The organism is Corallococcus sp. M7, assembly GCF_054512695.1.
In genome coordinates this window covers 3852304-3877646 of record NZ_CM137252.1, presented here as the reverse complement: position 1 = coordinate 3877646, position 25343 = coordinate 3852304, and the positions used below count along the sequence as shown (strand labels likewise).

17 protein-coding genes and 1 pseudogene are annotated in these 25343 nt (G+C 66.9%); 5 read left to right on the top strand and 13 right to left on the bottom strand.

Going from position 1 to position 25343, the window contains the following annotated elements; translation table 11 throughout:
- Positions 1-6: 6 nt before the first annotated feature.
- From ACX114_RS15930 to ACX114_RS15885, 10 genes are all read right to left on the bottom strand, one after another.
- Positions 7-270 (bottom strand): hypothetical protein, encoded by a 264-nt coding sequence (locus ACX114_RS15930; protein ID WP_014396033.1) that lies wholly within the window; start codon positions 268-270, stop codon positions 7-9.
- Positions 271-347: 77 nt separating this feature from the next.
- On the bottom strand, positions 348-2273 hold the full coding sequence (locus ACX114_RS15925; protein WP_459298942.1) for a helix-turn-helix domain-containing protein: 1926 nt from the start codon (positions 2271-2273) through the stop codon (positions 348-350).
- Positions 2270-3316, bottom strand: coding sequence for a MinD/ParA family ATP-binding protein (locus ACX114_RS15920; RefSeq protein WP_459298941.1), 1047 nt, complete (start codon positions 3314-3316; stop codon positions 2270-2272). The genes ACX114_RS15925 and ACX114_RS15920 overlap by 4 nt, the downstream gene beginning before the upstream one ends.
- Before the next feature lie 122 nt (positions 3317-3438).
- Positions 3439-4032 carry an HNH endonuclease gene (locus tag ACX114_RS15915; protein ID WP_014396030.1) on the bottom strand — a complete coding sequence of 198 codons (594 nt, stop codon included), beginning with the start codon at positions 4030-4032 and terminating at the stop codon, positions 3439-3441.
- A complete protein-coding gene (gene selA, locus ACX114_RS15910; protein ID WP_459298940.1) occupies positions 4029-5423 on the bottom strand; it encodes an L-seryl-tRNA(Sec) selenium transferase in 1395 nt (464 codons plus the stop codon). Before selA ends, ACX114_RS15915 begins: the two co-directional genes overlap by 4 nt.
- A gap of 71 nt (positions 5424-5494) precedes the next feature.
- Positions 5495-5875 (bottom strand): VOC family protein, encoded by a 381-nt coding sequence (locus tag ACX114_RS15905; protein ID WP_459298939.1) that lies wholly within the window; start codon positions 5873-5875, stop codon positions 5495-5497.
- Positions 5876-5903: 28 nt separating this feature from the next.
- Complete coding sequence (locus ACX114_RS15900) at positions 5904-6875, bottom strand: serine/threonine-protein kinase (RefSeq protein ID WP_459300179.1); 972 nt, start codon at positions 6873-6875, stop codon at positions 5904-5906.
- A 67-nt stretch (positions 6876-6942) separates the two neighbouring features.
- Complete coding sequence (locus ACX114_RS15895) at positions 6943-8091, bottom strand: oxygen-binding di-iron domain-containing protein (protein ID WP_459298938.1); 1149 nt, start codon at positions 8089-8091, stop codon at positions 6943-6945.
- A 148-nt stretch (positions 8092-8239) separates the two neighbouring features.
- A complete protein-coding gene (locus ACX114_RS15890) occupies positions 8240-9682 on the bottom strand; it encodes a hypothetical protein (RefSeq protein ID WP_459298937.1) in 1443 nt (480 codons plus the stop codon).
- A gap of 78 nt (positions 9683-9760) precedes the next feature.
- Entirely contained in the window at positions 9761-12199 is a 2439-nt protein-coding gene (locus ACX114_RS15885) for a transglycosylase SLT domain-containing protein (protein ID WP_459298936.1), read from the bottom strand.
- 110 nt (positions 12200-12309) lie between these two features.
- Here ACX114_RS15885 and ACX114_RS15880 point away from each other — a divergent pair.
- The 4 genes and pseudogenes from ACX114_RS15880 (at position 12310) to gspC (ending at position 17945) form a co-directional block, all read left to right on the top strand.
- Positions 12310-14552, top strand: a pseudogene (locus ACX114_RS15880) (ATP-binding protein).
- Between the two features lie 49 nt (positions 14553-14601).
- Positions 14602-15303, top strand: coding sequence for a TFIIB-type zinc ribbon-containing protein (locus tag ACX114_RS15875; RefSeq protein ID WP_459298935.1), 702 nt, complete (start codon positions 14602-14604; stop codon positions 15301-15303).
- Between the two features lie 90 nt (positions 15304-15393).
- Positions 15394-16920 (top strand): M35 family metallo-endopeptidase, encoded by a 1527-nt coding sequence (locus ACX114_RS15870; protein ID WP_459298934.1) that lies wholly within the window; start codon positions 15394-15396, stop codon positions 16918-16920.
- 164 nt (positions 16921-17084) lie between these two features.
- Entirely contained in the window at positions 17085-17945 is an 861-nt protein-coding gene (gene gspC, locus ACX114_RS15865) for a type II secretion system protein GspC (protein WP_459298933.1), read from the top strand.
- Between the two features lie 6 nt (positions 17946-17951).
- Here the strand turns inward: gspC and ACX114_RS15860 are convergent, their stop codons facing one another.
- On the bottom strand, positions 17952-19913 hold the full coding sequence (locus ACX114_RS15860) for an ABC-F family ATP-binding cassette domain-containing protein (RefSeq protein WP_459298932.1): 1962 nt from the start codon (positions 19911-19913) through the stop codon (positions 17952-17954).
- 124 nt (positions 19914-20037) lie between these two features.
- Here ACX114_RS15860 and ACX114_RS15855 point away from each other — a divergent pair, with 124 nt between their 5' ends.
- Positions 20038-21792 carry a serine/threonine protein kinase gene (locus ACX114_RS15855; protein WP_459298931.1) on the top strand — a complete coding sequence of 585 codons (1755 nt, stop codon included), beginning with the start codon at positions 20038-20040 and terminating at the stop codon, positions 21790-21792.
- A 252-nt stretch (positions 21793-22044) separates the two neighbouring features.
- Here the strand turns inward: ACX114_RS15855 and ACX114_RS15850 are convergent, their stop codons facing one another.
- Both ACX114_RS15850 and ACX114_RS15845 read right to left on the bottom strand, forming a co-directional pair.
- Positions 22045-24708, bottom strand: coding sequence for an AAA family ATPase (locus ACX114_RS15850; protein WP_459298930.1), 2664 nt, complete (start codon positions 24706-24708; stop codon positions 22045-22047).
- On the bottom strand, positions 24708-25055 hold the full coding sequence (locus ACX114_RS15845) for a hypothetical protein (RefSeq protein WP_459298929.1): 348 nt from the start codon (positions 25053-25055) through the stop codon (positions 24708-24710). The genes ACX114_RS15850 and ACX114_RS15845 overlap by 1 nt, the downstream gene beginning before the upstream one ends.
- Between the last annotated feature and the right edge of the window lie 288 nt (positions 25056-25343).

The following is a 25343-nucleotide window of genomic DNA, read 5'->3' as shown; positions in this document are numbered from 1 at the left end:
TGGGCGCTACCAGATCTTCGACTTCACGTGCGCCTTGGAGCGCAGCACGATGTCGTTGATGGCGCGCTCGAAGAAGTTCGCCTGGGAGCTGATCTCCGCGCTCACGCGGCTCTTGTAGAGCGCGCGCCCCTCTTCCAGTTCCTCCTTGAGGACCTCGAAAAGGTTGTCCTGCTCGATGCCCTTGATGATCTTCTGCTCGTTGTAGAGCGAAATATCGGAGGCGATCGCGCGGGCGAGTCGCATCGCCTTGACCTTTTCCTCTTCCGTCATCGTGCCACTACTTAGGCACCCACCCCGTGCGAGTCAACTTTTCCCGTCGCACGGGAGGGGGCCTGGCCGACTCCCGGTCAACGGCCCGACTTGGCGGGTTTCTCGGAGAACAGCGCGAGGTAGCTCTTGGACACGCGCAGGGGGTCCAGGCCGAGCTCGCGGGCGAGGTTCATGAGGATGCCGCGCAGGTACACGGTGGTGGGCAGCGCGGTGTAGCGGTCCGCCTCCACGTTCTCCAGGTGACGCACGGAGATGCGGGTGCGGTCGGCCAGCTGCTGGATGGTGAGGCCCCGGGCCTCCCGGACGCGCCGGAGCAGCTCGCCGTTGAACTCGGCGTCGGAGGGGATGTCCACGCCCCGGGGGCGGGCCTCGCGGACCTTGGCGGCCACCTGGGCCAGCGCGGACTCGGCGGTCGCGATGGCGGAGTCCTGGGCCAGGACCTGGGCGTCCCCCAGCTTGCGGACCGTGGGGCCCTTCACGCTGCCCGGCCCCGTGGGGCCGTTCTGCGGAGGACGCGAGTCGATGGGGCGCGACGTCAGCGGCCGGACAGCGGCGCGGGAAGCCCCGGTGGCCGGCACCCGGGCCAGCGCGGTGGTGCTGGAGTCCAGGGTGGGGTTCGGATCCGACTCGCCCTGGGTGGTCGTCACGGCGGCCGTGGCGGAGGCGGGCTCGGGGCTGGGGACAACGGATCCGGCCTCAGGGGCCTGGGGCGAGGCGACAGGCGTGGCGCTGGCTTCCGGCGCAGAACCTGTTTCCGACACGGGTGCCGTGGCCACTGGAGCGGCGGGCGTGGCGCTGGCTTCCGACGCGGGCGTCGCGGCCACCGACGCGGACGTCGTCGCCACCGGCGCGGCAGGCGTGGCACTGGCCTCGGACATCGTCGCCACCGGCGCGGCGGGCGTGGCACTGGCTTCCGGCGCGGGCGTCGCGGCGACCGGCGTGGCGCTGGCCTCGGGCGTCGCGGCCACTGGCGTAGCGCTGGCCTCGGGCGCGGGCGTCGCGGATACCTGCGCGGTGGGCGTGGCACTGGCCTCGGGCGCGGGCGTCGCGGCCACGGTATGGGTATCCGCGGCGGACTGGGACACCGGGACCTCTGTTGCCTCGGAGGCAACAGGAGCCTTGAGGACCTCCACGCGGTCCGGCGAGCCCACGGCGGAAGGCTCCGCGGCTACCGGGGACTCCACGGCGGAGCTTGCAGGCGCGGGAGAAGCTCCGGCCGGAGGCAGGACTTCCGCTGGGGACGCGACCGCCTTCGCAGAGGCCTCCACGGCATTGGGGGCCGAGGCAGCCAGCGCGTTCTCGGCGCCGGAGGACTTCGCGTCCACGGCGGGGACCGGAGCTTCAGCGGCTCCCCTGCCCTGGCCGCGCAGCGGATTCGCGGGGACGTAGACGAACGACAGGCTCCGGGTGAACGAGGCGCGGAAGGCCTCCACCACCGCCACGCCTCCCACCATCACCGGCTCGGAGGGCACGCCTGGAGCGTCCTTCCCCGAGGACTCCTGCCGCTTCGACTCCTCACCGCGCATCCGCTCCTCGCTCTTTCCAGGCGTCCCACTCGCGTGAGGCGCCTCCCCTTCATTGTCGTTCACGGAAGCCGCGGCCTTCAGTCGCGACTCCGCCTCCAACCGTTCAGCATCCACCGCACCAGCGGCCTTCGCCAACGCCGCCGCGGCGGTCGCCAGGGCCTCCGCGACACGCGCGGCCGAGTCCACCGCGCCCGCCGCCTCCGCCGTCGCGGCGGCCTTCGCGAGCCGCTCCGTGGACAGCCCGATGGAGCGGTCATACTCGACGCGCAGGTCCGCGTCGGTGAGCATCTCCATCGCTTCGTTCATCCGTTCACGCAGCGCTTCCACCTGATCCGGATCCCCCAGCGCGTACACCGCGATGGAATCCGGCGAATACAGCTCCATCAGGCGCTGATGGGCCGCGCGGATCTCCGTGTCGGTCGCCGTGGGCGGCACCTCCAGGAGCTCGTAGTAGGTCTGCTGCGCGAAGGGCTTCATGGGATGGCGGACTCGGAGGAAAGGCCGTCGAGCGTCAGGATACGCGCGGCGATGCGCTGGAGTCCCTGGGACACGGGCGAGTCGGGCCGCTCGAGGAGCACCGGCTTGCGCTTGCGCACCGCGCGCCATGCTTCATCGTCGTGGCGCAGGGCGCCCAGGTCATCCATGTCGATGCCGAAGAACTTCTTCCACGCGGACACCATCGCGGCGCCGACCTTCTCGTCCGCGTCCGTGCGCGCCTGGTTCACCACGAGCCGCACGTGGAACGCCGCCAGCTCGCGCTCCAGCCGCTCCGCGTCCGAAGGGGCCTTGCGCCGCACCTGCGCGACGATGTCGTGCAGCGTCCGCAGGCCGCCCTCGCGGGTGGACAGCGCGCCATCGACCATGTCCTGGATGCCGTAGCGCGCCTCCGTCTGCTGGAGCTTGCGGAAGAAGGCCGCCTTGACGAAGCGGTACGCGTTCTCCACGGACGTGGGCTCCGGCAGCACAACGAGCAGGCCGTGGTCCGCGATCAGGAAGAAGTCGAGCGTGTTGAAGCTGGTGCCCGCGCCCAGGTCCAGGATGAGGTAGTCCGCCGTCGTCTGGGACAGCAGCGTGCGCAGCAGCTTCTGCTTCTGCGCGTACTTGAGGTTCGCCGCGTCCAGCGAGTCCTGCGCGCCGGCGATCAGCGACAACCCCGGTACGCCGGTGGCGACCATCACCTCTTCGAGGTTCGCCTTCCCGCGCCGCAGGAAGTCCGACAGCGTGGCCTCCGGAGGACCCACGCCCAGGCAGGTGTGCAGGTTGGCGCCGCCCAGGTCCGCGTCCACGAGCAGCACCTTCTGGCCTGCCTGCGCGAGCGCGACGCCCAGGTTGGCGGACACCATCGACTTGCCGATGCCGCCCTTGCCGCCGCCCACCGCGATGATCCGCCGCGCGCGGGGGCGCCGGGCGAGGCCCGCGGGTCCCGAGGGCGACACGTCATTGCCTGCACGCGGCGAGGTGCCAGCCAGCGAGGCGGGAGCGGATGGAGGCAGGGGGGCGGGCTTCACGAAGGCTCGCATCAAAGCCCGTCCTACCGCCCGAGTCGACACCCCGCCATTTCACGGCCGGCCCCCGAGCGCCCGGGGCCCGCGCCCCGGCGCCAGGAGGCTCGGGGGGCAGGCGGCCGGGGAGCCGTTCGCTGTCACTCGTCGAGCAGCTCGACGTTCCAGTACGACACGTCCGCGAGGTGCAGGAACGGCAGCCACTCGCGGTAGGTGATCTTGCGGATGGCGCCGCGGAACAGCGGCGTCCAGCGCGGCCGGACGGGCTTCTTGAGCAGCCGCATCCCGGCCTGTTCCGGAGTACGTCCGCCCTTCTTCAGGTTGCAGGGCACGCAGGAGCACACGACGTTCTCCCACGTCGTCTTGCCGCCCTGGGTGCGCGGGCTGACGTGGTCCAGGTTGAGCTCGCTGCGGGGCAGCTGCTTCGCGCAGTACTGGCAGGTGTCGTTGTCGCGCGCGTAGATGTTGAGGCGCGAGAAGCGCACCTTGGCGCGCGGCAGGTGGTCATACGCGCCGAGCACGAGGACGCGCGGCACGCGGATGGTGCGGTCGATGGTGGTGATGCTGTCCTGGGTGGCGCTGAGGGCGGCCCAGTCCTCGAACTCATACAGGCGGTACTGCTCGTCGATGGCTTTGGCGACGCCCTGATACAGCAGGGAAAAAGCCCGTTTGACTGACGTCACGTGAACCGGTTGGTAGTACCGGTTTAAAACGAGCACGGCGCTGTTGATCATGGCTGGCTTCCCGAACGGGCGGCCGCCACAGCCTGCGCGACCTGCCCCAGGTCCTCCTCTGAGAGACACCGGACGTCGAGAACGACCTCGTCATCCGCAATCCTGCCAATAACCGGCACCTCGGCTTCGCGCAGACGTTCCAGGAATACTTTCGGCGCTTCTACGGTGAGGCTGCAAGCGTAGGAAGGCAACCGGGACAGCGGCATGGCACCTCCACCCACCTGTCCATCCACGGACACGACCCGGCCCTCGACGCCGCGCGCCGCGAGCATGGCCGCCAGGCGTTCGGCACGGGCTTGCAACAAAGCCGGTTGCTGGGTGAGCAGGCTTTGGGTGGGAACCGCCTCCGGGCGGCCATCCCGGTACAGCTCCAGCGTCGCCTCCAGGGCCGCGACCGTCATCTTGTCGACACGCAGCGCACGTGTGAGCGGGTGGGATTTGATGCGCTGAAGCAGGTCCGCCCGGCCGACGATGACGCCCGCCTGGGGACCGCCAAGGAGCTTGTCGCCAGAGAACGCGACGACATCCGCGCCATCCCGGATCGCCTGCCCTACGGTGGGCTCCGAGGTGAGCCCCGGGCCAGACAGCGGCACGAGCGCGCCGGAGCCCAGGTCCTGGAACACAGGCACGTTACGGGAGCGTCCCAGTTCGGTGAGCTCCGCGAGGGACGCCTCTTCCGTGAAGCCAACAAGCGCGAAGTTGGAGCGGTGGACCTTCACGATGAGGCCGGTCTCCGGGCTCATCGCGTTGGCGTAGTCCGCACGACGCGTGCGGTTGGTGGTACCCACTTCAACGAGCTTCGCGCCGGACTGACGCATGACGTCCGGGATGCGGAATCCGCCACCGATCTCGACAAGCTCACCGCGGGACACGATGCACTCACGGCCGGAAGCAAGCGCGGCCAGGACGAGCAGCACGGCGCCCGCGCAGTTGTTGACGACGATGGCGTCCTCCGCGCCGGTGAGCGTGCGCAGCAGACCGATGAGCGGCGCGTAGCGGCTGCCACGCTCGCCTTCGTCCAGGTCGTATTCGAGGTTGGAGTAGCCCCGGGCCACGGCGACCACGCGCTCCACGGCCTCAGGAGCGAGAGGTGCGCGCCCAAGGTTCGTGTGAAGCACGACGCCGGTGGCGTTGATCACGCGACGGAGGTTCGGAGTGGCCACGGACGTGAGCGCCGCCTCCACGTCCGCATCCTCGAAGGGGCGCAGGTCACCGGCGAGAAGCCGGGAGCGCACGCGTTCGACAGCGAGTCGCAGCGCCGCGACCGCGCGGGCATGGGGAAGGTTCGCGAGCCGGGACTCCAGCGACGGCCGCCGCAGGAGTTGTTCGATGGACGGAAGGCCGCGCAGCAGTGCGTTCTTGCCATCCGGAGAGTTCGACGCAGCGCCCATGCCCGGGACTCTACTCCCCGGGCTCGCGCCCCCCCAACCGTGTCAGGAGAGCAATCCCAGACATCAGTACGTCACCAACCGCCGTACGGAACGGTGATCGCCTCCATGTAGTGGCCACTGGGGTCCTGGAAGTAGACCCCACGTCCTCCGTCATGGGTGTTGATCTGGTTCTCCTGGTGACCAAACGGGTCAGCCCAGTGCTGGATCTTCCGGTCGCGGATCTTGGCGATCAGCGAATCGAAGACCTCCTCCGTCACCAGGAATGCGTAGTGCTGACCATGGATGGCGTCCTGCGTGGTCATGTAGTCAAGCGACGCCCCATCCGTCAGCTTCACCACCTGGAAGTGACCGAAGGGCTTCGGCTCCGGCAGCCCGAGCAACTCCGCGAGGAATCGCGCGGACGCGACCTTGTCCTTCGCATGGATGATCGTGTGGTTGAATTTGACAGACATGGAGGCCCCCCTGCGGGAAAGGAGCCTCCTATAACGCGCGCCCGTGCTGGAGTGCCAGCGGCCACAGCTTCGCCAGTTCAGCGCGCAGCACCGTGGCGCTCGCGTAACGCTCCTCGGGCTGCTTCCGCATCAGCTTGAGGACGACTTGCTCGAAAGCTTCCGGCAACTCTGGACGCCGCGTCCTCGGAGGCACGGGCGTTTCCTGCACGTGCATCAGCATCAGCGGAACAGGCTGGGCATGACGGAATGGCAGTTGCCCGGTGAGCAGCTCGTACGCAACCACTCCCAAGGCGTACAGGTCCGTGGCCGGAGACACCTCCGCCCCCTTCACCTGCTCCGGCGCCATGTACTCTGGCGTCCCCAGCGTCGCGCCCTGGGCCGTGTTGCCCATGACATGCGCGCTCTTGGCCAGGCCAAAGTCCATCAGCTTCAACACACCCGTGCGCGTGATGAACAGGTTCCCCGGCTTCACGTCCCGGTGCAGCACCCCGTGCGCGTGCGCGTGCTCCAGCGCCACCGTCGCGTGCGTCAGCCACCGCAAGGCATTGGCCAGCGTGGGGCGCCCCTCCTGCATCACCTGCCGCAGGTCCCTCCCATCCAGCAGCTCCACCGTCAGGTAATGCCGGTCCCCATCCGAGCCCACGTCGAACACATGCAGGATGTTCACGTGCTCCAACGCCCGGGCGTGCTCCACCTCCTGGCGGAAGCGCGTCACCATCGCCTCGTCCGCGTGCGGCACCGCCAGCACCTTCAGCGCCACGCGCTGCTGCTTCTTCACATCCAGCGCCTGGTAGACCGCCGACGTGCCGCCCACGCCCAGCCACTTCTCCACCCGGTAGCGGCCCGCCACCACCTGCCCGGGGACGAGCCCCTGGTTCGTTGGCGCGGGCGGCCGGGGCGTCACCGCCCCCTGGAGCAATGTGCCTCCCGGAGACACGGGCGTCCGCACCTGCGGGAGCGTGGGCTCCAGACCGTTTTCGTCCAGCGCCTTGCCATGCAGGGCCTCCGGGCCCAGGTAGGCCACGCCTCCGCTGTCAGGATCCTTGGGTATCACCCGCCCTCCCCTCTCACGGCTCCAGCAACGAGACCGGCGCCGGCGCACCCGCGCCTTCGAGGTCCAGGTGCGGCGTGGGCAGGTTGTACTCCGCGGCGGCGAGCGTGGCCTCCACCATGATGGGGCCCGAAATCTCCGAAGGCTCGCCCTGGCAGAGCACCTCCACCACGTGCTCCAGCGTCCACTTGCCCATGCGGCTCACCTCCAGCCGCTGGCCGTTGAACTTCGCCGTGTCCGCCAGCTGGCCGCTCGCGGTGAGCTTCGCCTCCACCGAGTCCCCCAGGTAGCCGCGCGCCAGGTTCAGCACCCGGTCAATTACCGCGCTCCAGGCCTGCAGGTGCGTGCGGTCCTGCGCCTCGTCGATGATGTCCAGGCCCACCTGCAGCCGCTCCATGCGCTCCAGGAACTGCTGCACCAGCTTGCCCCGGATGATGCGGCCGTGCTGCGGGGCGATCATCTCCACCGCGGGCGTGAGCTTCCGGATGGCCGCCACCGCGCGCACCAGCGCCGAGTTCACCGGCATGTAGATCTGGTGGAACGCCCGGATGCCATTCCAGTCGGACTCATCCGCCCACAGGCCCTGCGCCTTGCTGTCCGTGAGGCCGCCGAAGAGGTCCCCCGTGAAGAGCACCCGCGTCTGCGGGTCGTAGAGCATCACCGCGCCCCGGAAGTGGCAGAACGGCGACGGCACCGGCAGCAGCTTGTGCCCCGTGGGCACGCTCAGCCCCGCGGCGAACTTCTCCGTCGGGATGAAGCGGTTTCGCGGCAGGTTGAAGTGGACGATGAGCCGCCAGGTGTCCTCGGAGCACAGGATGCTCGCGCGAGGCGAGTAGCGCGCCGAGATGATGTTCGCGGACGAACCCACGTCCGGATCCTGGTGGTTGATGAAGAGCGCCGACAGCCGGTCCATCCCGCCAATCAGCGACACCACCTTCGTGTGGATGGTGGAGAAGTCGCTGCTCGACCCGGGGTCGATGAGGAGGTTGAACTCGGAGGGCTTCTTCGTCCGTTGATCCGTCCCCCGAAAGCGGCGCAGGTATGGATTGGCGAAGAAGATGCCGCCGGGCTCGCGCTTCCCGACCCAGAAGGTCTCGGGGGCGATCTCCACGGCGGTGCGGTTGAGGTCTATTTGTTGAGGGCTGGGGGCGCTGGGCTGGCTCATGGCGTGTTTCCTTCACGCAAACGAGGGGGTGGAACTGCGCCTCGATCCTACCAGTCCACCGCCACCCCGCGTCCCCTTCTGGGGCCCGTCACCGGCAGGGCATGAGCCACGCTTCTCGCTCCGCGCCCTGCCAGCAATCAGGACCAATTCAGTACTCGCCCGACTCCTTTCCCGGCCGGTCGTCGAAGAGCTGCACCCACCGTCCGTCGAACCCGCCGTTCTGCGGCAGGTACCACCCGCCCTGCAGGAAGAAGCCCTGCTCCTGGCCGTCCTTGTCGTCCGTGACGCCCGAGTGCACGAAGTAATCGTGCTGCCACCAGTACGCGTTCGCTGACGCCGGGTAGCCGCTGGCGCTCATCCGCGTCTGGTCCCGCGAGTCCACCGCCGTGCCCGCCCAGACCTTGTCGCCGAACGAGCCGCCGCCACCGCCCGTGTCCGACGCCTTGTCGTTCAGCTCGAACGTGCCGAAGAACCACGCCTTCGACGGGTAGCCCTCGCGGTCGTCCTGGTTCTCCACATCGCGCGTCTTGGAGAAGAAGCGCTGCATCCCCGTGCTCACCTCCGCCTGCCCCGCCTCGTTCACCACCGGGCTCTCCAGGAAGAAGAACCGAGGCGAGTCCGGCAGCCAGTGCGTCGCATAGCCCCCGGACTCCCAGTGCGTCGGGAGGATGTCCGCGATGTCCTGCAGCTCGTACGTGACGCGCTTCACCGCGGGCCAGTTGGCGGAGTCCCCGTTGTCGTAGCGGCTGGCCAGCGCGTCCGCCGTGGAGTACCGCACCGGCTGGGCGTTGAACGCCGCCACCGCCGCCCCGTCATCCTCCGGCACGAACACGTAGTGCAGCTTCTTGCGCCCGTCGTCGTTGTTCACGTCCGCCTCCGCCTTGCCACCGGACGCCATGCGGCCCGCGAAGAACGAATACGGATCCGTCACGAAGCGCAGCTCCTGCCCGTGCGGCGCCAGCAGCTTGTCGGACCACTCCGCCTGCCAGATGAGCAGGTGGCTGCCCGTGCCCGTCTGCATGAACTGGAGGTCGCTGCTGCCCGCCCGGCGCACCACGTTGCGCTTGTGCTGCGTCACCACCGCGAACGCCACGGACTCCCCGCTGCCCGGGTTGCCCACCACGTTGCGAATCTGGAGCTCGACGCGCTCCCAGTCGTGGAGCTGCCAGTTGCCCGCCGCGTTCTTATCCAGCGCGTGATACAGGTGATACACGAGGACGAGGTTCTTCCCCCCGTCCATGAACTCGATCAGCGACGTGTACAGCGTCGGCCGGATGCGCCACTTGTCGAACGCGCTGGGCCCCACGCGTGACGCGTCCACGTACTGGTTGATCTGCTTCCAGTGCAGCTTGTTGTTGGAGAAGTCCCCGTCCTGGTCGAAGTCGAAGCTCGTCAGCCAGTCGTAGCCGTGCTCGTTGCCGTTCGCGTTCGCGCGCTTGAAGATGACCGGCGCGTAGTAGCGCAGGAACGCCTGCCGCTGCGCGTTCGTCAGCGACCAGGCCTGCGCTTCCGCTTCAGCCGGAAGACACAGGCCCACCAGGGTGAATACCGCTACTGCCAGGGGAGCGATTCGCGTTCGGAGGGGGAGCATGGCGGCCGACGAAATCACGGCCCGCCCGTCCCCCTCCACAAAGAAAGCGCGAATTCAGGTTTCAGCCAGGATTACACACTAACGCGATGCACTAGGCATCACCGGCACCTTCGGCGCGCGGCCATAGAGCAGCTGGTAGGTGTTGTAGGAGCGCAGCACGCGCTTGATGTAGCCGCGCGTCTCCGCGATGGGGATCTCCTCCACCCACGCGTCCAGCGCCAGGTCCGGCTTCGCCGCGCGCCAGCGGTTCACCGCGCCGGAGCCCGCGTTGTAGCTGCCCACCGCGTAGGGCGTGTGGCCCTTGAACTGCTTGATGAGGCCGCCCAGGTAGTGCGCGCCGAAGCGGATGTTCAGCTCCGGCTGGAGCAGCGAGTCCACGGTGAACTTCTTGATCTTGAGCTCGCGCGCCACGCCCTTCGCCGTGGAGGGCATCAGCTGCGTGAGCCCCATGGCGCCGGCCCAGGACAGGGCCTTGGGATCCAACGCGCTCTCCTCGCGCATCAGCGCCTGGAGCAGGTCCGGCTCCACGCCTGCGGGCGCGGTGTGCTTTTCAATCAGGTCGCGGAACGCGTTGGGATAGGCCACCTCCCACACGGGCCGCGTCTGCGGCGTGATGCGCCCGCTCAGGTCCTTGCGCAGCGCGAGCCGCGCGATGGCGTGCGCCGAGCGCGCGTCGCCAGACTGCGACAGCACCATCACCAGCAGCCGCATGGACTCCGGCGGCTGGTTGGCGCGGTTCACCAGCATCAGCTCCGACGGCACGGAGTCCGCGAAGCCCAGGCGCAACAGCTCCACGCCCGCGCGGAAGTGCGGGTCGTCCCCCATGGGGCCCGCGAACATCGGCCAGGGGCTGGCGGCCTCCGGCACGTCGAAGATGGACGCCGACACGGCCTCCAGCCGCTTGGGGTCCAGCTCGCCCAGCTTCGAGCGCGCCATCAGGCCGTAGTATGTGGCCGGGTGCTCCACCGCGAGCTTCTCCATCAGCTCCGCGGCGCCCTGGATGTTGCCGCGCTCCTCCAGCGTGCGCGCCCGCCAGTAGCGCGCGCGCTCCACGTCGTAGGACTCGTCCGCGTTGGCGAACTGCTCCTCGATGCGGTCCAGGAAGGAGAAGCCCCCGTCCTCCGCCTTCGACGTGCGCGCCACCCAGAAGGCCTTGAAGAGCGCCTCGCCCAGGAAGTCGCCCTTGGGGTACAGCCGGGCCACTTCATCCAGCCGCGCCATGGCCTCCTTGGGGCGGTTGGTCTTCACGTACAGGTCGGCCGCGTAGAAGAGCGCGTCGTCCGCGAACGAGTGGTCCGGGAACTCCTTCGCCAGCCGCTCGTAGGTGTCCGTGCCGCGCTGCTGATCCACGATGGAGCGCGACGAGCCCAGCACGTAGAGCGCGCGGGCCAACAGGTCGCGGTCCTTGCACTGCTCCACCACCGGCGTGAGGATCTGGATGGCGGCCGTGTGCTGGCGCTCCTTGCGCTGCCCCTTGCCGAACGCGAAGTGCGCGCGGCACGCGAGCGCGTCCGGCAGCTTCAGCGTCTTGAGCATCGGCTCCAGGATGGCCATGCCCTGCTTGTTGCGGTGCGCTTCAATGAGCGCCTCCGCGCGGCCCACCTTGGCGTCCACGGGCGGCGTCTGCCCCTTGAGGCGCTTCTCCACCTGCTTGACGATGGGCGACAGGGGCTGGGCTGCCCACAGCTTCCACAGCGCGGCCTTCTCCGCCGCCTTGTCCTTCTTCTCCACCGCCAGGTCCGCCGTGGCGATGAGCGCCTCCGCGCCCACGTTGCGGCCCCAGCCCGTCATCATGCGCTGGGTGAGCGGCGTCAGCGCCTCCATGGCGCCGTCGTAGTCCTTCTTCTTGCGCAGCACGCGCGCCAGGCCCAGGCGCGCGTCCACGTACATGCGCGAGCCTTCCGGCACCTGCTTGAAGCTGGCCGCCGCGTCATCCAGCCGGCCCTGGGACTCCAGCGCCACGCCCGCGTGCGTGAGGCAGCGGTCCTTCAGCGCCGGGTAGTCGTTGGCGAGCGCCGCCATCTCCGTCGCCGCCGCCTTGTCGTCCCCGGCCCGCACCGCGGACAGCGCGCGCAGGTAGCGCACCGGCGGGCTGTCCCCTTCACCCTCCAGCAGCGCGCGCGCCTTGGTGTACTGGCCCTTGTCGAACGCGTCCTTCGCGTCCTTCTTCTTGCCGTCCGCGAAGTACGGCGTCAGGTCCTCCAGCCCGTAGCGGCGCCCGCGGTGCACCACCGGCGTGGGCGGCACGATCCCGGGGAAGGCCGGGTTGAACACCTGCACGTAGCCCACCGGCAACGGCGCCTTGTCCGCGTCCGGCGGCGGCGTCAGCTGCGCCTCCGACGGCGCGCTGTCGGTGCGCGTCGTGGGGGCCTGATCCGTGTCGTCGCTGGGAGCCGGGGCCGTGGCGGCCGGAGCCGTGGCGGCCGGGGCCGTGCTGGGGACGGCGGGGGCGGGAGCCTGCGCGGACAACAGCGCCGCGGAGGCGAGGAGGGCGAGATGCTGGAGGGACACTTTCATTCGCGGGGGCCTCGGGGACCCTGGGAGATGCGCTCGGGCACGCCCGAGGACAACTGGGGATGGTTGGAAAATTTCCAGCCCCTGACAGAGGTTAGACTGTCCGCCTGCACATGGATATCCGCACCCAAAGCGCACTGCTCGCTTCCATCATCGGTCTGGCGCTGGGCGTGTCCATGTTGTTGCGCCCCGGACGGCCCCGGGTCCTCACGCTCTACTCCGTCTTCACCCTGACGGTCGCCGGGTACTACCTCAGCCTCTTCTTCCACAGCATCTTCCCCCCTCAGGACTACCCCTGGGTGTCCCGCATCGCCCTCGGGGCGACGGTGCTCGTCGTCTCCCTGGTGCCCGGGGCGGCGGTCGCCTTCTTCCTCGAGTTCCTGGGGGTCAGCAAGGGCGCCCATCAGGTCGGCCGGCGGCTCGCCCTCCTGTCCGGCGTGCTGGGTCTGACCGTCGCCGTTACACCGTTGGCGGACAAACCTTGGGCCCGTCTGGCGCTGGGCGCCTGGGTGCTGGGCACGTTGTTCACTTCCGTGTCCTTGCTGGTGCACCGGGTGCGCACGACGGAGTCGCGCATCGAGCAGTTCCGGCTGGCGTACCTGGCCATTGGCGCGGGCGCGGCGGTGCTGTTCAACGGGTTGGACTTCCTGTCGCGCAACGACATCCCGTTCCCCACGCTGGGCCCCGTCTTCGCGACGCTCTACCTGTTCTTCCTCGCGCAGACGCTCTTGCGGCTGCGGCTGATGGACCTGCACGAGCTCTTGGGGAAGATCGCCTCGCAGACGGTGCTGGCCATCATCCTGGCGTCGGTGTTCACGGTGCTGACGGCGTGGGTGGACGAGAACACGTCGCTCTTCGTCTTCAACACGGTGGTGGCCGCGTTCGTCATCCTCATCCTGTTGGATCCACTGCGCACCAAGGTGGAGGAGATGGTGGTGCGCATCTTCTTCCGCGAGCGCTTCGCGCTCTTGGGCACGCTGAGCACCCTGCGCGTGCGCATGGCGTCCGTCATCGAAATCTCCGAGCTGGCGAACGTGGTGCTGGACGCGCTACACGAGACGGGGCGCGTGACGCACGCGTCGGTGTACCTGATCGCGGAGGACCGGCCGGGCTACCGGCTCCTGGACTCGCGCGGACCCTGCCGGTGGCGCTGCTGGACACGGCGGCCGCGCGCGGCGTGCTCTTCGCGGTGGCCAGCGGGCAGAAGGCGGTGCTGCTGGAGAACATCGAGCGGCGCATCTCCGTGATGCGGGTGCAGGCGGTGGAGGGCAAGCGCTTCCGCGATGAGCTGAAGCGGCTCAACGACACGCGCGCCGCGCTGCTCCAGATGAAGGCCGGCATCAGCGTGCCGCTGATGGGCAATGACCGCGTCATCGGCTTCCTGAACCTGTGGGACGAACGGGTGCCGGAGGCGTACGCGTCGGACGAAATCGCGCTCATCCTGGAGGTCTCCGAGCGGATGGCGACGGTGCTGGAGAACTCCAAGCTGTACGAGAAGATCCGCGAGCGCGACCGCCTGGCGGCGCTGGGTGAGATGGCGGCAGGCCTGGCGCACGAAATCCGCAATCCGCTGGGCGCCATCAAGGGCGCGGCGCAGTGCCTGGACCCGAAGAAGCTGCCGGGCGAGGACGGCGAGTTCCTGGACGTCATCGTGGAAGAGGTGAACCGGCTCAACGGCGTGGTGACGGCGTTCCTGGACTACTCGCGTCCGCTGAAGCAGAGCTTCGGGCCCACCGACCTCAACGAGGTGGTGACGCGCACGATGCGGCTCATCCAGAACGACATGCCGGCCACGGTGGAGCTGGCGGTGGAGCTGGACCTGCGCCTGCCTCGCTCAGAAGGCGACGCGGAGCAGCTCAAGCAGGTGCTGATCAACCTGGTGCAGAACGCGGTGCAGGCGCTGGGGCCGCAGCCGGGCCGCATCACGGTGCGCACGGAGAAGCCGGAGCGCTTCGGCGACCTGCGCAGCGCGGGCGGCGAGTTCGTGGAGGTGCGCGTCTCCGACACCGGCCCGGGCATCCCGGCGGATCAACAGCCGCACATCTTCGTGCCCTTCTTCACCACGAAGCAGAAGGGCACGGGCCTGGGGCTCGCCATCTGCCAGCGCATCGTGAAGAACCACGGCGGCAGCATCAGCGTACAGAGCAAGGTGGGCGAAGGCACCACGTTCATCATCCGCCTGCCAGCGCTCCCCTCCGAGCAGGTGGAGGGCTCCCTGCCGGACGGCACGCCCGCGCCGCCCACGCGCCCCTCCCAGCCCGCCCTCCCCGTCCCGGAGGAGCTGCGCGAACCCACGCCGGCCCCGAAGACGCCCGAACCCAAGCCGAAGAAGGAGAAGCGCCGCCGCGCGGGCTGAGGCGCGCGGCATCCCGTTTCCGGGAAAGACCCGGTAGGCTGAGGGGGCCATGCAGGCGTGCCCCTACTGCCAGACGACGATGCGCAACACCTACGCCCGGGGGCTGGTGCGCGACGAGTGCGGCGCCTGCGGGGCCGCCTGGTTCGAGGAGGAGATGCTGGCGCGCGTCGTCGGCGGGCCCACGCTGACGGCCGTCTTCGAGCAGGCGAAGGGCAAACCCGGGCGGTGCAAGGGCTGTGAGGCGTCACTCCAGTACGTCCCGGGCTGTCCCTCCTGCGGGCGTCAGGCGCCCACCTGCCCCACGTGTGGCAGCGCGCCGCTGCCCGTGGTGGACCTGCGGGACGTGACGGTGGACGTCTGCGGCAAGTGCCGGGGCGTGGCCCTGGACGGGGAGGAGTTGGCCCGTCTCCAGAAGGCCCCGGAGCCGGAAGCCCGCCATGAGCCGCGGCCCCTCGCCGCCGACTTCGAGCACGAGTACGACCCCAAGCGAAGCCTGAGCCTGTTGCCCAAGGTGCGCGTGGGTGACGAGCCGGCCTGCGTGACGTGTGGCCGGCGGATGGACGTGCGCTACGGGTTCGTCTGGGAAGAACACCTGTACTGCGGAAGCTGCGCGCCGGAAGGCTCCGCGCCGTACACGGACGAGCTGACCAAGGCCCAGCCCAGCGAGACCTACGGACGCCGCGCGCGGCACCTGAACAACAGCGCCGCGGAGTCCGCCGTCGTGTGGCTCTTGTCGAAGATCTTCAAATAGCCGCTGTAGCAATTCTGGTTACAAATCAGCGTCTCGCACGACGCATTTGTCACGTTGAAAATTTCACCCGGGGTATTGCACCCTGTCTGGATGAAATTGACCTATCTCATCGTGGCCGCGCTTGTTTCAATCCCATTAAACGCAAGCGCGGGAGAGGCCATTGAAATCAAGCTCGCGTCCAAGGTGACGAAGTTCCCCGCGGACGCACCCGTGGACCTCGCCGTTACGTTCACGAACGTGTCGAAAGAGCCGGTGCGGATCCTCGGCTACCAGACGCCTGTCGTGGATGGCATCCAGGCGGACATCCTCACCGTCGCCCTGGAGCGCAAGCCGGTGGATTACATCGGCCGGCTCTACAGGCGCGAGGCGCCCGCGGACAGCGACTACCTCACGCTGAAGCCGGGAGAGAGCCTCTCGGGCATCGCCTCGCTGTGGGACAACTACGACCTCTCCGTCTCGGGCACCTACGCGGTCCAGTTCAAGACTGAGATCCTGGACGCTGGAATGGGCAAGGGGACGGTGGTCTCCAACGTTGTCTTCCTCGACATCGAAGGCCGCGAGCCGCCGCTGGATCCGGACGACCTGGACGACGAGCCGGAGACCAAGATCGTCAGCGGCAGCAACGAGAAGTGGAAGTCGTGCAGCAGCTCTCAGAAGAACGCGGTGATCGACGCCCGGCAGCACGCCCTCAACTACGCGAACGACTCCTATGACTACCTGGTGGCGGGGAACCCGGTGACCCGCTACACCCAGTGGTTTGGCGCCTTCGACGGCTCTCGTTACAGCACCGTCCGTGAGAACTTCCGGAAGATTCGCAACGCGGTGGACAACGAGACGTTCAAGTACTACTGCAATTGCAACCAGAGTGGCGCCTACGCCTACGTCAAGCCCCGGCAGGAGTACAAGATCCACCTGTGCCCGGCGTTCTGGCCCGCGCCCATGACGGGACCGGGTTCCAAGGCAGACACCCTGATTCATGAAGTCAGCCATTTCCGGGTCGTGGCGCAGACGGATGACGTCGTGTACGGCACCTCCGCCAGCATGTCGCTCGCGAACTCCAATCCCAGCAGCGCCATCCGCAACGCCGACTCGTACGCGTTCTTCTCCGCGGCCACGCCCTACAACCCGTACAACCCCTGCGCGCCGACCGTCACGTCCCACACGGGAGCGCCCATCACCGCGAGCTGGGATGGGGCGAACTGCCACGTGATGAACGTGCCCTCCGGACTGACGGCGTTCGTCCACAACAACGCCTACTACGTCAACGCGGTCCCCGGCACGTATTGCCCGGCGCCTTCCGGCTGGGACACGGCGAACTGCTACATCCTCCCCTACCCGTCCTGGAGCACCAGCTACTTCATCTGGTCCGGGAACCTCTACCTGACGCCCGGCCCCGGCAATGCGTGCCCCGCGCCGTCGACGTTCGACGGGGCCAACTGCTACGTCATGCCGCTGCCCTGGGGTTCGACGCCGTTCAAGTGGGCGAACAACCTCTACATCACGCCGCCGCCCCACTGCGTCATCGGTGGCTATGACGGTGCGCACTGTCTGGTGGGCACGGCTCCCGCCAGCCGGACGCCCTACCTCTGGGGCTCGGCCTTCTATTACGGCCACTGAGGATGGACGGACACCGTGTCATGACGGGTTGTCATTGCTGGCATCGCGTTCCCTGACACCAGGTCCCTGACCGGGCGTCAGCGCCCACCGCGCTCCCTCTGGAGCGCCCGCTGGCCCCCGGCTTGCTCAAGGCCTCCCTGCTTCAAACAGGGAGGCCTTTCGACATGAACCGTGAGTTGCAGCGGCCCATCCAGGGCCTGTTCGTCCTGCTTGTCTTTGCGTGTGCCCTGACGGCCACGCTCCTCGTGAATCAGGTGACCAGTGCCTTCGTGATGCCTGGCATCCGGGACACCTGGGCCGCGGCTCCGGCGCCATCGAACGTTCCTCCCGCGACGGCGCTGGATGGGACGCGACTGGCGCGGCTGACGGGGCTCTCACCCGCCACCGGCGTGGAGGTACCTCCAGAGCCGTCGCCGGACGTCCGCCGGAGCACGCTGGGCATCCGGCTGCTGGGCACGCTGGTGGCGCAGGATCCTCATTGGTCCATGGCCTCCATCCATGAGCTCCCGGCCGGCAGTGCGCGCAGCCTGATGATCAGCGACACCATCCAGGGCGCCCGTGTCTTCGCCATCGAGCGGGAGCGCATCCTGCTGCTCGTGGATGGACGGCTCGAATACGTCGACGGCTCAGGGAGCGGGACGCCCGCCCTGGTGAACGTTCAGCCAGGGGCTTCCGGCCTGGGTCGAGGCATCCGGGAGACGGCCCCGGACACCTACGTCGTGCCGCGCGAGGACCTCACCGAAGCGCTCACGCACCTGAACGAGCTGTCCATGCAGGCCCGCGTGGTCCCCGCCTTCAAGGACGGCCGCCCCATGGGCTTCAAGCTGTTCTCCATCCGTGAGGAGTCGTTCTACTCACGGTTGGGGCTGCGCAATGGAGACGTCCTCCAGCGCATCAACGGCCTGGACCTGGACAGCCCAGACAAGGCGCTGGAGGCCTTCACCAAGCTACGGGACGCACGGCGCATCGAGCTGCGAATCGAACGCGGCGGCGCCCCGGTCCAGAAGACCTTCGACGTCCAGTAGGCCCGCTCAGGCCTGCGCCGCCGCCAGCTTCTCCTGCGCGGCCTCCCAGCGGGCATAGAGGTCCTCCAGCTCCTCCTTGCCCGCGCGGTGCGCGTCCATCAGCGGCTTCGCCCGGGCGAAGTCGTTGTAGAGCACCGGGTCCGCCAGCTGCGTCTCGCGCTCCTTCTGCTCGGCCTCCACCTTCGCGATGCGCTCCTCCAGCTTCGCGATCTCCTTCTTGATGGGGCCCTCCACCACGGAGCGCCGCTGGCGCGCCTCCGCCTCCAGGCGCTTGCGGTCCTTCTCCGACACCGGGCCCGCGGCCGCCGCGGCGCCCTTCCCGCTCGGCGTGCCCGCCTCCGCGCCCTCCGCCGCCAGGCGCACCTGCTCCTGGTGATAGAGGTACTCGTCCAGGTTGCCCGCGTGGGAGGTGAGCTTGCCGTCCGCCACCTCCCAGACGTGCGTGCACAGGTTGTTGATGAAGCTGCGGTTGTGGCTGACGAACAGCAGCGTGCCGCCGTAGAGCTTCAGCGCCTCAATCAGCATCTCCGACGAGTCCAGGTCCAGGTGGTTCGTCGGCTCGTCCATCAGGAGGAAGTTGGACGGAATCAGCAGCAGCTTCGCCAGCGCGACGCGGGCGCGCTCGCCACCGCTCAGCACGCCGATGGGCTTGTCCACGTCATCGCCGCTGAAGAGGAACGCGCCCAGCACGCCGCGCACGTAGCTCTCCGGCTTGTCCGCCGCCAGGGGCCGCACCTCCTCGATGATGGTGTTGCGGCGGTCCAATTTGTCCGCGTGGTGCTGCGCGTAGTAGCCCACCACCACGTTGTGCCCCAGCGTCACCTTGCCGCTGTCCGGCGCCAGCTCCCCGGCCACCATCTTGAGCAGCGTCGTCTTGCCCGCGCCGTTCGCGCCCACCACGGCGATGCGCTGGCCCCGCTCCAGCCGCGCGTTCAGCCCGTCATAGACGGTGAGCGGGCCGTAGCGCTTGGTGATGCCCTCCATCAACACCACGTCCCGGCCGGAGCGCTCCACTTCCGGGAAGCGGAACTTCATCGTCTGGCGCTCTTCCAGGACCTGGACCTTCTCCAGCTTGGCCAGCATCTTCGCGCGGCTCTGCGCCTGCTTCGCCTTGGTGGCCTTCGCGCCGAACCGGTCGATGAAGCCCTGCAGCTCCGCGCGGCGCTGCTCCACCTTCTCCGCCCGAGCCTGCAGGAGCACCATCTCCTCGGCGCGCTGGCGCTTGTAGTCCTCGTAGTTGCCGGCGTACTCGCGCACGCCCTCCATCTCCAGCGACACCACCCGGTTGATCTGCCGGTTGAGGAAGTCGCGGTCGTGGGAGATGAGCACCATCGCCTTGTTGGAGCGCCGCAGGAACCCGTCGAACCACGCGAGCGTGGGCACATCCAGATGGTTCGTGGGCTCGTCCAACAGCAGCAGGTCCGGGTCCTGGAGCAGCAGGCCCGCGAGCGCCGCGCGCATGCGCCAGCCACCAGACAGCGCCTGGGTGGGCTTGGACAGGTCCGCGTCCTTGAAGCCCAGCCCCTTGAGGATGCGCTCGGCGTGGTGGCGGCCGTAGCGGTTCTCGAAGTCGTCCAGCTCCGCGTGGAGGTCGGCCAGCGTCTGCGCCAGCTCCAGCTGCTCCTCCTCGTCCGAGCTGGCCGCGAGCGCTGCCTCCGTGTCCTTCAGGCGCGACTCCAGCGAATCCCGGCCGGGGACGGTGCTCATCACCGCCTCCACGACGGTGCCTTCCGGCAGGCCGGCGATCTCCTGGGGCAGGTAGCCCGCCCGGGCCCGGCGGCTGTACTGGACGGTGCCCCCGTCCGGCTGGCTCGCCCCGGCGATGATCTTCATGAGGGACGACTTGCCCGTCCCGTTGGCCCCCACCAGGCCCACCCGGTCCCTGGGACCGAGGGTGAAATTGTCCTCGTCGAAGAGGACCTTCTTTCCGTAGGCGAGGCTGATGTCCTGGGCGATGACGAGGCTCATGGCGGAGGGGGGAGATAACAGCCGGGAAGCCCTTCGGGAACGGTTCTGATGCCTGCCTGACTGCCCAGGGAGCACATCTCCCCGGTTGGGCGGAAGGCGGGGCTTGCCTATACTCCCGGCACCCATGGCCGCTCCCTGCCCCCACTGCGGTAGTACCGAAGGTCAAGATCACCTGTGCGCGGCGCAGAGCCTCCAGCTCCTGGGCCAGGTGTTGGACGGCCGCTACAAGATTGAGAGCGTCCTGGGCCAGGGCGGCATGGGCATGGTGTTCCGGGCCACGCAGACGTCCGTTCAGCGTCCGGTGGCCGTGAAGACGCTCAACCCGTCGCTCGCCGCGGCGCCCCAGTTCTTCGAGCGCTTCCGCCGCGAGGCGGAGATCGCCAGCCGGCTGCGCCACCCGAACGTCATCACCATCTTCGACTTCGGCCGGGCGGCGGACGGTACCTGCTACTACGTGATGGAGCTCCTCAAGGGGGAGAGCCTCAAGGAGCTGGTGAAGCGCGAAGGCCCCATGACGCTGCGCCGCGCGGTGAACCTGCTGGAGCAGGCCACGCTGGGGCTGGCGCACGCGCACGAAGAGGGTTGCGTCCACCGCGACCTGAAGCCGCACAACATCATGGTCCAGGCGCTCGACGGGAAGGACTTCGTCAAGGTGCTGGACTTCGGTCTGGTGAAGGCGCTGGAGCAGGACGAGGAGGAGCAGCTCACCTCCACGGGCCAGGTGCTGGGCACCCCGCAGTACATGCCGCCCGAGCAGGCCGGCGGCGAGTCCGTGGACCAGCGCTCCGACCTGTACTCGATGGCGGGCGTGCTCTACTTCTGCCTCACGGGCAGCTCGCCCTACGGCGCGAACACGGTGCGCAAGGCGCTGACGGCGTCGCTGACGCAGCCCGTGCCCCCGGTGAACAGCAAGCGCCAGGGCGCGCCGGTGCCGCCGGAGCTGGATGCCTTCTTCACCAAGGCGCTCGCGCCGGAGAAGGAAGACCGGTACCAGAACGCGCAGGAGTTCATCGACGCGCTGCTGGACGCGGTGGAGGGCCTCTCCCCGGAGGAGCTGGACGCGCACCCCACGGGAGGCACGCCCGGCGCCGAGCGAGGCACGGGCAGCCGCAGCCGCGCGGGCTCGGGAAGCCGCGCCGGTTCGGGCAGCCGCCTGGGTTCAGGAAGCCGCGCGGGCCGAGCACCGGCCACGGGCAAGACGGGCTCGCGCGTGGGCCTGGCTCCGCCCCGGGGCGGCACGTCGGCGGGAGCGCAGGCGGCGGCGCCCAGGGCGACGTCCAACGGGAACAGCCCGGCGCCGGTGGCCGCGAGCAGGCCCCGCCCCCCTGCCCCGCGCGCTGCTGAGCCGGAGCTTCCGCCGCCGCCCAAGGGCATGTCCGGGGGCGTGAAGGCGGCGATCATCGGCGTGCCGCTGCTGCTGATTGGCGCGGGAGTGGCGGTGGTGATGACGCGCGGCGGTGATGAGGCAGCGCGGACGCCGCAGGCTCCCGTGGCGATGGCGCCGCCGAAGGCGTCCGTGGACGCGCCACCCACGCGGGTGCAGGAGCCGCCGGCGACGCCCCCTCCGGCGGCGCTGCCGCAGGACGTGACGGTGGAGTTCACCTCTTCGCCGTCCGGCGCGGCCATCTTCGACGGTGATGCGCAAATCGGCACCACGCCCACGAAGCTGCTCATGCCGCGCTCCAAGGTCACCGAGCTGCGCTTCAAGCTCTCCGGGCATCAGGACCAGGAGAAGACCCTGGACTACAGCCGGCTCGCGGACACGTCGGAGCAGCGCGTGAACGTGCGGCTGGAGCCGGTGCGCGCCGCGCCGCCGCCCCGGCCCACGAAGCCCGTGAAGACCGGCGGCAGCGACCCGGGCATCGGCGTGTTCGAGTAGCCTGCGGGTTCGATTCCCGCCGCCTGCACATTCAGAAGCCCAGCAATCTTAACGGGTTGCTGGGTTTTTCTTTGTCTTCGTCTTCTTCAGGTGAGCTCAGTGTGCCCCTCTGGCTTCTCTAGCCCAGAGCGGCGCGCGGCGCAGGAACTGGGCCGATCCAGTTCCTGCGCCGCGCTTCCGTTTGCGGACGAAAGCGCGGAACGCTTTGCGGAATCAGGCAACTTCAGACATCCCCGTCGCCCGATGCGTCATTCACGGTCCGCCATCCCTAAACATATTGAGTCCCCAGAGATAAAGGTCAACGACCTTGAAGGAACCATCCTGATCCTCGCCCCTCAAGAATCCAATTGATTTCATCCACTCAACAGCCTCATCAAAGCTCTGTCCGTGCGGTTTGCCTGCCCTTACCCAAAGTTCCTCCAACTTCTTGGACGACAGGGGCGACTTGTCGTCCTTGAGGCTGCCGAGGAACTGCTTCATATCTGGGTACTCCTCTTTCAATTCACTAACTCGAGCATCCGACGCTCTTTTCTGCAGCCCATTAACCAGCGCATCAAAGCGCAGGAGCCTATCTGTCTTTGGCTGAATATTAGACTGACGGAGGTAGTCCAACTCTGCCTCCTTGGCCCCCATCAACAAATGTTGCATAGACCGCGGGAAAAAATTTCCCTGACTATCAGACAGACGCTCATACACCCATCGATAGACAAACTTGGAACGAACTTTTCCAACGCGAATACCCCAAAGCGGCTCAAGCGCCTGATAAAGCGTCGCCTCATCAGCAGCATCGAGATCAACTATCGGGCGGAAACGCCGGACAATATCGTCAAACTGCCTCGATCCCCTCGCTTGACGCAGCGCAAGGCGAAGCATGTCCTCTCGTCGCCACTGAAGAACGATGTGACGTCCATCAAAGTGGCTTTTGTTCTGGAACGTAAGATCGCTCCAGAGATCCTCACGCAAGAGCACTTTAAACCGGATGGAGGCATGTTTCCTAGCATCGCCCGTCTGAATAAGGCCAAAAAGACCTGAAAGCACACGATTGCGAAAGGCTGGCTCAGTTCGCAAATCCTCGTCAAGATCATCAAAAAAGAGCCACGCTTCCTGCCCTGGCTTGCTTAGACTCAAATGCTCATTGACTGCATCCAGTGCATACTTTGCCTGGAGAGGCAACTGGGCCAACTTCTCGACAGCCTGCGTGTGCTCACGCCCCCAAACTGAGGCATCGGGATCGAGCACTTTGATAACATCCAATACCTTGTCGTCGATATTTAAAGCGCGCCGGACAGCGGGCTTTATCAGGGCTGGAACACGGAGGAAGAAGCGCAGGAGGATGATAGCTCTCCAAACCACATCCCATTGGTCTGCCGAAACCAGCTTGTCGAATTCGCGAAACTCCTCAATACCCGGCTTAATGTCCGCCTTCCCATGGCCAGACAAGAAAAGATAGGACTTGCCACGAAGCCGCGTGCCAGCCAGTTCCTCAACGACCTCTTTGCGCTTGGTGAACAGCCAATAAATGACGCTCTTTCCAGTTCCCTTGCGGCCGCGAACGAGACATGTCGGACCATCTAAAAGCCTGTCGAAATCAGCCGTGCGGTGAAACACTTCACCGAGCCGGTTATTGTCTACCAACTGTTCAGCCCGAACCTCTTGAAAGGGCATGCTTTCGACGACTTCGCGTCGATTGAGCCGGTCGAGCAGTCGCACCACATTGTTTTCGTTGCTGGTCTCGTCAATGAGGTTCGCAGCCGGTAGGTAACTCTGCTCCAACCCAACGAAGGGAACCCGCTCTGCCAGAGCTGCATGTGCATTATACAGGACGCGCACAGTGCGCTCTTCCCCTTCCGATTCCGTCAACTCTGTATCCTTGACTGGTAAGCGGTACAGCGCTTCTAGTTCTGCAATTGCTTTGCCTGCCTTCCTCTTACCCTCCTCCGTTGCCGGGATCATTGAGGATATGAGCCGGATTCGCGAACCAAGGCCAAGCAAGTGCATGCCTCGGAGCAACTCCCGCAGGCCATCAATATTCTGTGTGTTTGGGTGAAAAACAATGAAAATCTCATCAGCAGCCTGGAACATACTGAATGCAGCCCAGGCATTTATTCCCGTCCGTGAGTCGATGAGCAGATAATCCGGATCAAGCTGCTGGCGGAGAGCGTCTACGAACTGCTCCCACGGTCCGCCTTTCCCTATGATATCTTCGATCGCAAGGCTCGCTACACGAGAGATATAACCAGCATCTACATGGCCCGCTGGAACCACAAACAGTCGACCACGCGCTTCACTGCGGAACTTCACTTCACCAAAAACCTCTGAAATTGGGATATTTGGCGGAACGGCTGAATTAGCCATGCGATACAAGTATTCCACCAATCCCATGCGTGCTGGCTCAGGGATATCAAACGCCGTATGAATTCCGGGCGCTTCAAGATCAAGGTCGATCAGGACGACTTTTCTTCCGCGACGAGCCAATTCGTGTGCTACGTGCGTGATTGCGGTGGTCCGACCAACGCCCCCCTTATAAGAGTAAAATGTTATAATGCGTGGCCGCGAAGCTTCGCTCGGAATCTCCTCTCGCTCTTCTGAACCAGCCAGGGCTTCGGCTAGATCGCTCCAAGTCGCCGGCAGTGCACTTGCTTCAACTGAGTCTTCATTGGACGGATCGAGTTCAAGCTCCCTCGCTTCGTTTGGTGAGCACAGGGTCAAAAAACCTGCATGCAGTTGAAGCTGTTGCAGGAAATCATTGACTCGCTGGAGGCGCTCAACCACCGCGACGCTTTCGAACAATTGGCTAACGATTGTGCCGTTGACCGCATTACCGGGCAGGATGTGTATGTCAGCGATCCACTCTTCGTCGCTAGCAACAAAATGCTTCTTGAGAAGGTCCCGAAGCGTCTGGGTGGAGGGCCTCATCACTGCCATCCTTTCAGGTGTCGATGAAACGCTTTGTGGACGGCACGCAGTAGCCGCTTATAAGCGTCGAGCCACAACTGGTGATCTGCATCGGCGGGGTTGCGGCCACAGTAGCGAAGCGAGGCGTATTGGTAGTTGGAGTTTGGCGGACTTTGAATGACTGCTAGATCGACAGCAACGCGGGGATCAGCCAGCAGCGCATTCTGGACGGGCGCAGGCAATTCCCGAAGCGCATTCAATAAAACATGCTTGGGGTTTTTGGGGTTTTTGGGGTGCAGATCGTCTTTCCAGTGGGTAATACCCAGGCCATAGACGATTCCGGTCTTAATAAGGCACTCCAACGCCATGCCTCCAAGATGCCAAGCTGCAATGCGGCGCTCCGCCGATAGCAGCACATGAACATCACGGATGCGAGGCAGCCGAGCTCCTCCGTAGTCGTCTACAGGTTCCAGCCGAGGTGGTTTTGGCATGTTCGCAGCGGTTCAGTTACGTCCGGAAGTAAACATCGCGCTGACAGAGGCACAGGGGTCATTATTTCGGAGTTTCGTTGGACCCTACTCCCACTCGATGGGTCCCTCAAGCTGGACTGAGATGAAGGAGGAGAGCCCGTCCATTGTCGCGACGGTGAAGCGATC